This window comes from Tepidibacillus sp. LV47 (genome assembly GCF_048381575.1).
In the GTDB taxonomy this organism is placed as follows: domain Bacteria; phylum Bacillota; class Bacilli; order Tepidibacillales; family Tepidibacillaceae; genus Tepidibacillus.
The window spans coordinates 625,106-637,734 of record NZ_JBLWIF010000001.1 but is presented as its reverse complement, the minus strand read 5'-3'; the positions used below and the strand labels follow the sequence as shown (position 1 = coordinate 637,734).

General features: G+C 37.3%; 11 protein-coding genes. 4 read left to right on the top strand and 7 right to left on the bottom strand.

What is annotated here, in order from left to right; all coding sequences use genetic code 11:
* Positions 1–381: 381 nt before the first annotated feature.
* From ACMW72_RS03145 to ACMW72_RS03130, 4 genes are all read right to left on the bottom strand, one after another.
* Complete coding sequence (locus tag ACMW72_RS03145; RefSeq protein ID WP_418367364.1) at positions 382–1,938, bottom strand: NAD(P)/FAD-dependent oxidoreductase; 1,557 nt, start codon at positions 1,936–1,938, stop codon at positions 382–384.
* 109 nt (positions 1,939–2,047) lie between these two features.
* A complete protein-coding gene (locus ACMW72_RS03140) occupies positions 2,048–2,599 on the bottom strand; it encodes a flavodoxin family protein (protein ID WP_418367388.1) in 552 nt (183 codons plus the stop codon).
* 144 nt (positions 2,600–2,743) lie between these two features.
* A complete protein-coding gene (locus ACMW72_RS03135; protein ID WP_418367363.1) occupies positions 2,744–3,604 on the bottom strand; it encodes a 2-oxoacid:ferredoxin oxidoreductase subunit beta in 861 nt (286 codons plus the stop codon).
* A gap of 1 nt (position 3,605) precedes the next feature.
* Positions 3,606–5,351 carry a 2-oxoacid:acceptor oxidoreductase subunit alpha gene (locus ACMW72_RS03130; RefSeq protein ID WP_418367362.1) on the bottom strand — a complete coding sequence of 582 codons (1,746 nt, stop codon included), beginning with the start codon at positions 5,349–5,351 and terminating at the stop codon, positions 3,606–3,608.
* A 363-nt stretch (positions 5,352–5,714) separates the two neighbouring features.
* Between ACMW72_RS03130 and ACMW72_RS03125 the strand changes: the two genes are divergently transcribed.
* From ACMW72_RS03125 to ACMW72_RS03115, 3 genes are all read left to right on the top strand, one after another.
* Positions 5,715–6,866 (top strand): MFS transporter, encoded by a 1,152-nt coding sequence (locus ACMW72_RS03125; protein ID WP_418367361.1) that lies wholly within the window; start codon positions 5,715–5,717, stop codon positions 6,864–6,866.
* A 181-nt stretch (positions 6,867–7,047) separates the two neighbouring features.
* Positions 7,048–7,785: an oxygen-insensitive NADPH nitroreductase gene (nfsA, locus tag ACMW72_RS03120; protein WP_418367360.1), complete on the top strand. Its 738-nt coding sequence runs from the start codon at positions 7,048–7,050 to the stop codon at positions 7,783–7,785.
* Positions 7,786–7,827: 42 nt separating this feature from the next.
* Positions 7,828–8,307: a DUF456 domain-containing protein gene (locus ACMW72_RS03115; protein WP_418367359.1), complete on the top strand. Its 480-nt coding sequence runs from the start codon at positions 7,828–7,830 to the stop codon at positions 8,305–8,307.
* A 170-nt stretch (positions 8,308–8,477) separates the two neighbouring features.
* On the opposite strand, the gene ACMW72_RS03110 is transcribed toward ACMW72_RS03115, so the two are convergent.
* Positions 8,478–8,621, bottom strand: coding sequence for a hypothetical protein (locus ACMW72_RS03110; RefSeq protein WP_418367358.1), 144 nt, complete (start codon positions 8,619–8,621; stop codon positions 8,478–8,480).
* Positions 8,622–8,707: 86 nt separating this feature from the next.
* The gene (locus tag ACMW72_RS03105) at positions 8,708–9,244 is read right to left on the bottom strand and encodes a hypothetical protein (RefSeq protein WP_418367357.1); all 537 of its coding nucleotides are present in this window, start codon (positions 9,242–9,244) and stop codon (positions 8,708–8,710) included.
* Between the two features lie 197 nt (positions 9,245–9,441).
* On the opposite strand from ACMW72_RS03105, the gene acsA reads away from it, so the two are divergent.
* Entirely contained in the window at positions 9,442–11,130 is a 1,689-nt protein-coding gene (acsA, locus tag ACMW72_RS03100; RefSeq protein WP_418367356.1) for an acetate--CoA ligase, read from the top strand.
* A 50-nt stretch (positions 11,131–11,180) separates the two neighbouring features.
* On the opposite strand, the gene ACMW72_RS03095 is transcribed toward acsA, so the two are convergent.
* Positions 11,181–12,539 carry a sodium-dependent transporter gene (locus ACMW72_RS03095; protein ID WP_418367355.1) on the bottom strand — a complete coding sequence of 453 codons (1,359 nt, stop codon included), beginning with the start codon at positions 12,537–12,539 and terminating at the stop codon, positions 11,181–11,183.
* Positions 12,540–12,629 lie beyond the last annotated feature (90 nt).

The window sequence follows — 12,629 nt, the reverse complement described above, 5'->3', positions numbered from 1 at the left end:
CCATGGACTGTCTGATCGCTTCAAGCTCATCTTTCGTGGCCATGGATTGTCTGATTACTTCCAGTTCATCTTTTGTAGCCATGGATCGCTTAACATCTTTTAGTTCAGTAAGAATTTCATTTAAGATCTCTTCATTCATTCAATAAACACCTCGTTTTTAGATATTTACGAACATGATTTTCGTATTATCTAAAATGGATATACTTGTCCGATTCGTGTTTAAAACCATTAATTCTATTATACCCTCTAATATAATGAAAAGAAAGTATAATAAACGAATATATGTTCGTGTGCTTAATATTATATATTATAAAAAATTTTCTGTCAATATGGAAAAATCCACCCCATGAAAGAAGAGTGGATTTGGAATGACTGAATTGATTAAGTCTGTATTCGTTTAAGAATATCTCTTGCAACCACGACTCCACAAGCACTGGCCTGTGCAAGTCCTCTTGTAACACCAGCACCATCGCCACCGACATAAAGCCCTTCAATTTCTGTTTCAAAGGTATTGCTTAGTTTTGGCCTTGCAGAATAAAATTTCGCTTCTACGCCATAAAGCAGAGTATGTTCACTCGCAAAACCAGGTGAAACTTTGTCCAATGCTTCAATCATTTCAATAATGCTTGTAATTGTTCGGTGAGGAAGGACTAGTGCAAGATCTCCTGGAACAGCAGTTTTTAAGGTTGGTTCAACGAATCCTTTCTGAATTCGTTTTTCAGTAGAACGGCGACCCTTACGCAAGTCACCATATCGTTGAACGATGACGTTTCCGTTACTAAGCATATTGGCTAAACGAGAAATATATTTGGCATATTGAATCGGCTCATTAAATGGTTCAGTAAAATGATGAGAGACTAACAAAGCCAAATTCGTGTTAAATTGTTTTTCTTTATCTTCTTTAAAAGCATGACCATTCACGGTCATAACACCACTGTGGTTTTCAATGACGACACGACCTGAGGGATTTGCACAAAAGGTGCGAACAATATTATTGTAAGTTGGTGTATTATAGATCAGTTTCGCCTCATATAGATGTTCATTGATTTCTGCCATGACGGTATTTGGTACTTCAACTCGTACACCGATATCCACTTGGTTATTGCTTAGATGTAGACCTTCTTTTGTTAAAATTTTTGCCAGCCATTCACTTCCATCTCTTCCAGGGGCGATAAATACATACTTCGCATAGATCTCTTCACCATTTTCTAATACGATACCTTTAATCTTTTTATCTTTAACAATAATATCTTTTACTTTTGTTCGATGGCGAATCTCTAATTTATCTTTTAAATATTCATAAATGCGAGTGAGGATTTTTAGGTTTTCTTCTGTTCCTAAATGGCGGACTTTCGCTTTTAGTAATTTCATGCCAACAGAAGTAGCCCTTTGCTCAATCTCATGAATTTTCATTAATGAATGCAATTCTTTTTTTTTCCTTTTTAATTCTTTTTTTATTGCTAGAGAAGGTTCTAAATCGATTTTCAGTTCTAACTCATCGATCTCATCTTTTAATTTTTTCATAGATTCGGAGATTTCTAGACTGCCATGTGTCTCCTTTGTTGCTCCAAAACTCAGATTGATTTGATCCACATATTCAATTAGCTGTAATAATTCAGACGAGGGGATATAATCTCCCATCCAGCCGCCAAAATCAGTAGTAATATTAAACTTCCCATCGGAAAATGCACCTGAACCGCCCCAACCACCCGTTAGTGCACAGGTCGGGTAACAGCTTTGGTATTCAAAGATTTTTGTTGTTGGGCATTCTTTGAGAAGCCCTTTATGAATCGGGCAAGAACGGTGATAAATATCTTGACCTTTATCTAGTAGAAGCACATTCAAGCTGGGATTTAACTTTGTTAATTCATAGCTGGCAAAAATTCCTGCAGGTCCGGCTCCTATGAGAATAACATCATAGTGTTTTTGTCCGTTCATAAAATCACCCTTAATTAGTATTTTGTCCTTTATAATCATAACATAAATCGAAATAAATACAAACGTTATTTTATTAAAATGGATTAAATGTTCGTATTTTTGGCGGCATTTATTTCAATTCTCCTCTGATTCTTTTCCCGAGTTGAATCGCTTGAACAATCGCTTCTTCATCTTCTAATACTTCTAAAGGTTTTACTCCTCTACCGATAACATATCCAGCAAATTCCATTTCCATAAATTGGGCAATCAGTTGGAACTGTTGGACAAGGGGAAGAGCAGTATATGGCGCAGACTTGCCACCGACGATCACGACATATATTTTCTTCCCTTTCATTTTTCCTTTAAAATCGTATTCGCTGCTGCGCAGACTTTGGGTAAAGCGATCGATCAAGTTTTTCATACGGCCTGACATTCCATACCAGTAAAGGGGAGTCGAAAAAAGAAGGGCTTGATGATTCATGATCTGAATCGCCAATTTTTCATAGTCATCATCAACTGGCTGAAAGCCATGTTCTGTGTGCCGTTCATCGACAATTGGTTCAATATGAACATCCATTAAATGGATTTCATCTACATCTTTGGGATTCAGTTGTTGCAAAACTTTTTTGGTTAATGCTTCTGAATTCCCGTTTTTGCGGGAGCTTCCATAGATCGTAAGCAGTTTCATGCTTTGACCCTCCTATTAGCTTGAATTAACTAATAATTTATGCAGAAAATCATGAATATATGACAAAACAAAAAAGGTCGGGAAGAATCCCAACCTTATACTATGGACTACAAAGTGGAAGTGGACAAAAGATATGACTTATTGAAATTGTTTTTCTATTTCTTCTAAGATGACTACGTCAAGATTAAGGTCTTGTTTAGCAATGGCAATTTCAGGATAATCTGGAGTTAATTCTTGGAAAGTAGGACGATCTTCTTTAAAAATAATTCCTGTTAACAAACCATTGGTTTCACGTACTTTTTGAATCGCTTGCATGCGGTCAGTTGGATCATAGTTATCAAAGGAAGAGACATCCACTAAGTTTTCTTTATAATAGTCATAAGTGTTTACCTTGTTAAAGGTTACGCATGGACTATAGACGTTTACAAGGGCAAACCCTTTATGTTGTAAAGCAGCTTTCATGATTTCATTTAGGCCTTTAATATCACCAGAGAAACCTTGTGCTAAGAAAGTGATTCCATTGACTAGAGCAATTTCTAATGGATGAACAGGACTTTCTACACTACCTTTTGGTGAAGATTTGGTTTTGAATCCTTGAGCAGAGGTAGGACTGGTTTGTCCTTTGGTTAGTCCGTAAATGTTATTGTCCATTACAACATAAGTCATATTCACATTTCGGCGTACTGCATGGACAAAATGGCCGACACCAATACCATATCCGTCTCCGTCTCCACCAGCGGCGATGATTTTTACATCTTTATTTCCTAAAGCAGCCCCCTGAGCAATAGGTAGAGCGCGTCCATGTAAGGTATGGAATCCATAAGACCTTGTATATTCGGAGATCTTACCAGAACAACCAATCCCGCTGATGATTGCCATATCGTGAGGTTCCAGTCCAATATCGGCAGCGGCTTTTTGCAGGCTAGCCATGACACTAAAATGGCCACAACCTGGACACCAAGTAGGTTGATCCCCTTTAAAATCTTTTAATGTAGCCATATTATCTTACCTCCTCTGCCAACATATTATCGATTTGTTCCATTACTTCTCTTAATGTAAATGGATTTCCGTCGTATTTGGTAATGCTCTTTAATTCTTTTCCTGTATTCAATTCCATTTGCATGAGACGTTTTAATTGTCCGGTATAGTTATTTTCGATGACAATCACTGTTTTTGCACCAAGAACATAATCTTTAAGCGATAGATCAAAAGGTGTTAAACGTTTGACATGAACATGGGTGACGTTGATTCCCCGTTTTTCTAAGGATTTCTTCGCTTCCTGAATCACACCGTAGGTAGAACCAAAACCTACAAGCAATACATCGGTTTCTTTATTCCCTATGGCGTCAAAACCTGGGTCATTTAAGAAAGCAAGTTTACCTAAACGTTTTTTCATCATATTGGTACGGTTGATCGGATCTTCATCGATATGCCCCGTTTGATTATGCTCGTTGGAATTGGCCGTATGGACTCCACCTTTTTGACCGGGAATCGTGCGGCCAGAGATTCCATCTTCAGTGATTTCATAACGTAAGAAATAACGTTCTTCATTTTTAGCTGCTTCTTCATCAGTAAGAAGCTTGCCGCGATTGATGGTAATCTTGGAGAAATCCAGTTTATTCACCGTTTGATAGAATAAGGATAAATATAAGTCCATTGCAATAATTACTGGGCATTGATATTGCTCTGCATAGTTGAAAGCTTGAGCAGTCATATAAAAGGCTTCTTCAACGGTTGATGGTGCAAGCACAATCCGTGGCATTTCTCCGTGTCCTGCATTAACCATGGTATTTACGTCAGCTTGCTCATATTTGGTTGGAAGTCCTGTTCCGGGACCCCCACGTTGAGTATTCATAATGACAATGGGTGTTTCCGAAATCCCTGCTAATCCTAGTGCTTCTGTTTTTAACGAGAAACCAGGACCAGAGGTAGATGTCATGGCACGAACACCAGAATAAGCAGCACCAATGGCCATCGTAATTCCTGCAATCTCATCTTCGGCTTGAACAACAATTCCACCAACTCGCGGTAATTCTTTTTTCAGCCATTCCATGACTTCTGATGCTGGGGTGATTGGATATGCAGAAAGGAAACGACAACCTGCTGCTAATGCACCAAAACCAACGGCCTCATTTCCAATCATCAGATTCCGTGGAACTTCTAGTTCCGGTTTTTCTAGTTGGATTGCAGCTAGTTTCCCAGCATTAAGATATTCTTTGGCTTTATCAAAGCCAGCATGAACGGCATTTTTGTTCATATTGACGATTTCTTCACCTTTTTTCTTGAATTTATCTTCGATCAGAGAATCAAATAAATCTTCGCTTAAGCCAAAAAGGGCAGCAGATACACCTAATGCAACCATGTTCCGAACGATTTTCCCACCAATGCTTTCAGCAATCTCGGTCAGGGGTAAGATGAGAGTTGTAATTTTTCCATCGGTCTCTAAGGATTCTTCTTTTCCATCGCGAAGAATAATCGAACCTTCATTCATCACTTCAAGGTTGTTATCTACCGTTTCTTGATCTAGGGCTAATAGTACATCCGTATAATCTCCGTGGTAATAAGTTGGTTCTGTACTTACGCGGATTTGATAATGGGTATAGCCCCCTTTAATTCGCGAGGCAAAATGCTTATTCGAGGAAATAAAATAACCTTTACGTGCCAATGCCAGAGCGAAGATTTGACCGGTACTGTCAATTCCTTCTCCTTGTTGGCCGCCAACTTTCCATACGACCTCGTTTCTCATTTTTTAATCTCCTTTCTTTTGTATAACAGTTAATTATTTCTTGAGTGTACAATAATAGAAAGATGATTGAAAACTATACTGTTAGCAAATAAATAAACTAAAACAGTTTTTTTATATTGAATATTACAGCTTTAACACTATTATAACGTTTACAATGATGAAAATAAATATATTTTCTTTTTTTAAGTGTAAAAAACCCCTATCGAAACCTTCACGAAAGATATTGTCTAGTTCGAAAATGTTTTTCTTTCTTTGTATTAGAATTAAAAAAGGTGTAAAATAAAAGCTATATTATACTATTTTCATAGTGCAAACCGGTAAATAAGAAATTAGGATAAAATATTAGAAGGTGTGAAATAAATAATGAAACGATTACCGATTTTGTTTTCAATCCTCTTTCTTGTAATGTTGGGTTTTGGCATCATTATTCCAGTTATGCCTTATTATGCGGAATCTTTGGGAGCGACAGAAGCCATATTTGGATGGTTGATGGCTAGCTATTCCATCATGCAATTTATCTTTTCTCCAATATGGGGAAAAATATCGGATCGAATTGGCCGAAAACCCGTCTTATTGATTGGAATTAGTGGGTATATCATCACATTTTCCATGTTTGCTTTTGCCAATCAGTTATGGGAGTTGTTTTTTGCGCGAATTTTAGCGGGAATCTTATCTTCTGCAACCTTACCAACAGCAATGGCAGTCGTTGCCGATACAACCAGTGAAGAGGATCGGGGAAAAGGAATGGGGATTCTTGGAGCAGGGATGGGACTTGGTTTTATCTTTGGTCCTGCAATTGGTGGTATTTTAAGTAAATATTCCATTCTTGGCATGGAGCGATTAGCGACCCCGTTTCTCTTTACCGCTGCTTTATCAATCATTCCATTTATCATGACTTTGTTTTTATTACCTGAATCATTATCAAAAGATAAAGGAAAAAGAAAACCAACGCAAAAAAAATATCGTTTTGCCATTACCTATGGCCATTTAACGATTGTTTATCTTACTGCGTTTATCGTCAGTTTTACTTTGGCAGGGTTGGAAGGAACGTTTGCCTACTTTGCAAAGGATCGTACAGGAGTAACTTCGCATGATCTTGGCTATATTTTTGCGATTATGGGGATCGCAAGTGCTTTTGTCCAAGGTGGAGTCATCGGTAAATTGATTAAAAAATATGGGGAAGAAAAAACGATTAAATTAGGGTTGTTGATTTCTTCTGTTGGTTTTTTACTGATCATTTTTGCCCATAGTTTTTTTACCATGGCTTTATTTCTTGCAATCTTTGGCATGGGGAATGGAATGATGAGGCCCAGTATTTCTTCTTTGATTTCTAAAAAAACGAAATCAGGTCAAGGAATTGCCATTGGTGTGATGGATTCGATGGACAGCTTAGGGAGGATGATTGGTCCACCATTGGCTGGTAGCTTATATTTATATTTTATGGATACGCCTTATATACTTGGGGCTGTTCTTACATTTGTCTTTATGATTTTGTTTCATGTTTTTTATCAATAGAGAACCAAATGTACATAGTGACTTCCCCCTTCTGTGGTTTATTGGATTTTGTCACTTGTAGCATTTTATAGTTTGGGATGAAGTCCTTTTTTAATTTTTCTTAAGCCTTGCGGATTAAGGCATTGTATTTTTACAAAAAGCTCAATTATAATAGGACTATAAAAAGGAAGTGAGGAAACTTATGACAACTGTATTAGAGATAATGGCGAATCATCGAAGTATTCGTTCGTTTGACAAGCGTCCGGTTTCACAAGAGAAACTAGAAAAAATCATTGCAACGGCTCAAATGGCTTCCACTTCAAATTTTATCCAAGCTTATAGTGTGATACAGGTAACCGATCAAGAAAAAAGAAAACAATTAGCTCATTTTAGCGGGGATCAAAGTTATGTAGAACAAGCACCTGTATTTCTTGTTTTCTGTGCCGATTTGTATCGGATTCAGCAGGTGATTGAATATAAGGGAGAAGAAGCAAACTTTTCAACGATTGAAAGTTTTCTTTTAACGACGATTGATACCGCATTATTTGCGCAAAATGTCATGCTTGCTGCAGAGTCATTAGGATTAGGTGGTGTGTATATTGGAGGGATTCGAAACCAACCCGAACAGGTAAGCGAAGTTCTTGATTTACCTCAACTTGTAATGCCTTTATTTGGAATGTGTTTGGGTTATCCAGCAGAACCGATACCTGATCAAAAACCACGACTCCCTTTATCTGTCGTTCTGCATCAGAATACATACAAGAAAGAGCAATTGAATGAGATTCATAAATACGACCAAGAGATTGGAAACTATTATCGAAAGAGAACAAACGGAAAACGAGAAGATACATGGTCAACGATGATGGCAAGACTCTTTTCTAAACCACTGCGTAAGATTTTACGAACATTTATCGAGCAAAAACATTTTCGTTTGGACTAAGAATTTGTTTTGGTATGGATTGGATAGAAGGGGGAGCTAAATGTGGCGTTTTTATGGTGGTTCATTATCTTTGCTTTGTTTTTATTGAGTTTTATTGGAATCATGATGCCTGTGATTCCTGGGGTATCATTAATCTGGATTGGTTTACTTCTTTATCACTTTATTTTGTCTCCATTAGTTGGCTGGCAATTCTGGCTGACGATGTTTTTGCTTACGGGCTTAACCGTTCTCGTTGATTTCTTTGCGAGTAGTACCTTTGTGAAACGAAAGGGTGGTTCCAAGTTAGGTGCATGGGCTGCCATCATTGGTATCTTAGTTGGCCCTATTATCTTTGGTCCGCTTGGAGTCATTATTGGTCCGTTTCTATTGGTGACGGGTATAGAGATGTTTCGCGGTGTACCTTGGAATCAAGCTGTACAAATTGGTTTTGCTTCATTAATTGGACTTTTGGGGGCAAGCTTGGTAAAGGTGGTTATCCATCTGCTGATGATTCTCATCTTTTTCTTTAAAATTTGGTTCTAATTCCTATAATTCAAAAAGGGGCTGTCCGAAAAGTAGTAATTAACCCCGAAATCTAAAAAAAGCAACCCCAAAGAATGTTGATTTTACAGCATTCTTTGGGGTTTAATTTTGGCGGATTTTCAACTTAAATGGACTTTTTAGACAGCTCCTTTTTCATAGAAAGACAATGATTAATCTTTCGTCAATTGTTTCATTTCATTGACATAAGCCTCTTCATCGTCGGAAGAGACAGCATGCCATTCTATTTGTTCAGAATTCACTTTTGATTGTTTGCTTGGACCAAATTGTTTTTGTTCTTTATTTTTCTTTGCCATACCATTCTCCTTCTTTTCTAATGTAGTGAAAATAAAGAAAAGGACTTCTCAATAAGTCCTTTTTATTATGTTCTTTTTACTTCTTTTTAATGAGTAGGAATTACTTCTTGGCGTTTCGTGACCGGTTCTTTGGTCATTACAAAAAGGAAAACCTCTTTGAACAGTTGGATATAAATGGAGAAAAAAGGATAAAGAAGATAATTGCGAAAGTATTGATAAAAGTTCTGATTAGAAAGGCCAATTAATTCTAATAAAGTATCGTTAATCGTCTGACGGAAAATAGACTCTTGTTCCTGAAAGAGAAAGAGGGCGATTTCTTGACGTTCTTTTTCCAAATAGATTTGAAAATAATCCCCCATTGGAAAACCTTCTTTAATCGTTTGCTTCGCGATATAGTAGCTGTAACCAGCAATACGTCTTGTTAAGGAACAGAAAGATTTTTCGTAATATAGAAATTCTTCTTTAGACATTTTAAGAGGCGGCAACATTTTTAGCGATTGCTCTACTTCCAAAATGGCAGGTAAAACAAAAGAATGTAAGAAATCTCTATTTTTATGGTAGGTTAGCAAGTACTTTTTTTCATTTAGGATTGATTTGGCGAGCCGTTCTGGTGAAATATTCATTCTATGTCACTTCCTTCAATCTAATATTACTAAATGAGGAAGTAACTGTCATTAACAAAAATAAACAAAAAATGATCCTTTAAATTTCGCAAAATATATCAAATATTGAGAAAATTTTAAATTTTAACTTGATTTTCTGTTATATAACAAATATAATTACTATAAAACAGTACAATGTGAAAGTGAGGTTTGGTGAGATGAACAAGAAAGAGATGAACATGTCAGATTATGAAAAAACCTATCGTAATTTTTCTTGGGAGAATGTTGAACAATTTTTTTCGTGGAGCAAAACGGGACTTGTGAATATCGTGTATGAGGCGATTGATCGCCATGTTGATGAAGGAAAAGGAGATAAAGTCGCATTATTATATGTAGATCATGACAGGGAGGAAAGGTATACTTTTTCCCAATTACGTGAGTTATCTTCCCGTTTTGCTAATGGCTTAAAAGCATATGGAATACAAAAAGGAGATCGTGTTTTTCTCTTTATGCCGCGAAGTCCTGAATTATTGATTGCCTTACTTGGTATTATCCGCATTGGCGCAATTGCAGGTCCACTATTTGAGGCGTTTATGAGTGAAGCAGTAAAAGATCGCCTGCTAGATAGTGGGGCAATCGCGATTGTTACAACACCCACATTAGTGAAGAGAATTCAGTATGCTCAACTTCCTGATTTAAAATATACTATTCTTGTTGGAGGAGAAGAAAAAGAGTCAGAAAACCAGATTTTATATCAAGAATTGATGAATATTTCCAATGAATATACGATAGAATGGGTCGATCGGGAGACTCCTATGTTAATTCATTATACATCTGGATCCACTGGCAAACCAAAGGGAGTCTTACAAGTTCATGATGCGATGCTGCATCAATTTATTTCAGGCAAATATGTTTATGATTTACAAGATGACGATATCTATTGGAATACAGCAGATCCAGGATGGGTAACAGGAACTTCGGCAGGAATGTTTGCTCCTTGGTTAAATGGTGTGACGATTGTCGTTCGTGGAGGACGGTTTAATGTAGAAGAATGGTATCAAAACATCGAGAGATATGGTGTGACCGTATGGTTTAGTGCACCAACAGCGTTTCGCATGTTAATGCGGGAAGGAAATGAATTGCCAGCAAAATATAATTTATCTTCCCTTCGCCATATTCTGTCTGCTGGTGAACCATTAAATGCAGAAGTGATTCGTTGGGCAGAAGAGGTCTTTAAACAACCGATCTATGATAATTGGTGGATGACAGAAACGGGATCAACCATTTGTGCTAATTTCCGCTCTGTTCCCATTCGACCGGGTTCAATGGGCAAACCGATTCCAGGAGTTCAAGTGGCGATCCTCGATGATCAAGGAAAGGAATTGCCACCTTATGAGATGGGGAACTTAGCCATTAAACCACCGTGGCCTGCGATGTTAAGAGCAATCTGGAATAATCCTCAGAAATATCAGGAGTATTTTGTGAATGGTTGGTTTTTCTCTGGAGATAAAGCATATCAAGATGAAGATGGCTATATCTGGTTTGCAGGTCGTACGGATGATGTGATTAATACAGGAGGCAAAAGGGTAGGGCCCTTTGAAATTGAAAGCAAGCTGATTGAACATTGGGCTGTGGCGGAAGCTGGAGTGATTGGTGTTCCTGATCCAGTACGTGGGGAAGTGATTAAGGCCTTTGTTACCTTAAAAAAAGGGATTCAACAATCAGAATTATTAAAGGAAGATATTCGCATGTTTGTCAAGCAAAACTTAGCTGCTCATACTGCACCAAAATATATCGAATTCCGTGATTCGTTGCCTAAAACCAAATCAGGAAAAATCATGCGTAGAGTATTAAAAGCATGGGAGTTAGGATTACCAACAGGAGATTTGTCAACGATTGAGATGTAAAATAAGAGCATAACAAAACCTAGGTGATATTATACACCTAGGTTTCATTTTTAAAATATCCCCAATACCTTGAAAATTCCTGTTACTTGTAAAAAGACAGCAAAGACGATAATGGGTGCAACATATTGAATGGAAATGGCCCATGCTTTCGCGATTCGATCTTGAGGGGTAAAACCAACACTAACCATTGCCTTTTTAATCCCCCAAACAAATCCAACATATAAGGCGAGAAGAATCCCACCAAGGGGTAACGAAATATTGGAAGCAAAGAAATCCATCAATTCAAAAAGGGATAATCCGAATAACTTCACATTGCTTAGTACTCCAAAGGAAAGAGAGCTTGGAATTCCAAAGAGTAAAATAAGAACACTAAGAATGACAACTGCTTTTATCCGGCTATATCCTTGGCGATCGATGATGGCAGCCAAAGCGATTTCAAGAATATTGATGGCAGATGTTAAGGCAGCAACAGTAACCAGCGCAAAGAAGATTAAAGCAAAAAAAGAACCAAAAGGTATTTTTGTAAAAATTGCAGGTAACGTAATGAAAACAAGCGATGGTCCAGCTGTCGGTTCAAAGTGAAACGAGAAAATGGCTGGGAAGATCACCAAACTAATGAAAAAGGAAAAAACTGTATCATAAAGAGCAATTTGTACAACTGTTTTCTTTATCGGCATTTCTTTGGGTAGATAACTTCCATAGGTTAACATTCCCCCCATCCCTAAACTCAAGGAGAAGAAGGCTTGCCCTAAAGCCGCTAAAATGACCAAAGGTGTGATTTTCGAAAAGTCAAAGTGAAATAAGAATTCTAACCCCTTGCTTGCACCTGGTAAAGTCAAACTACGAATGATCAAGATGACTACGAATACTGTAAGCAAAGGCATCATGATCTTGTTAGCCTTCTCAATTCCTTTTTCAACACCTTTGACGGTAATTAGAAGTGTAAGTAACAAAAAGAGAATTTGAAAGAAAATGGGCTGAAAAGGCTGGGAAATAAAAGAACCAAAGTATTGACCAAATTGATCAGGTGTTAACCCTGTAAAGTCTCCTTTCATGGAAGCAAACATATAATAGATTGACCAACCGCCAACCATACTGTAAAAACCTAACACTACAACGGAAGTAAACACGCCTAAATATCCAACATATTTCCAACATTTTTTGCTGGTAAAGGCTTCATAAGCACCAATAATATTGGTTCTCGTTTCCTTTCCTAATGAAATCTCAGCTAATAATAGAGGAATACCTAATACGACGACACTAATCAAGTAAACGAGTAAAAAGGCTGCTCCGCCATATTGCCCTGCCATATAAGGGAATTTCCATATATTACCTAATCCAGCAGCAGCACCTACAGAAGCTAGCAAAAATCCAATTCTTGAAGTAAACATGTCACGATTTTGATTCATTTTCTCTCCTCCGCCTGCACTATACTCGTCAAAACTATGCTACTCTCATATTAAAAGAGATAATAATTATAGTATATAGTTTAACGAAAC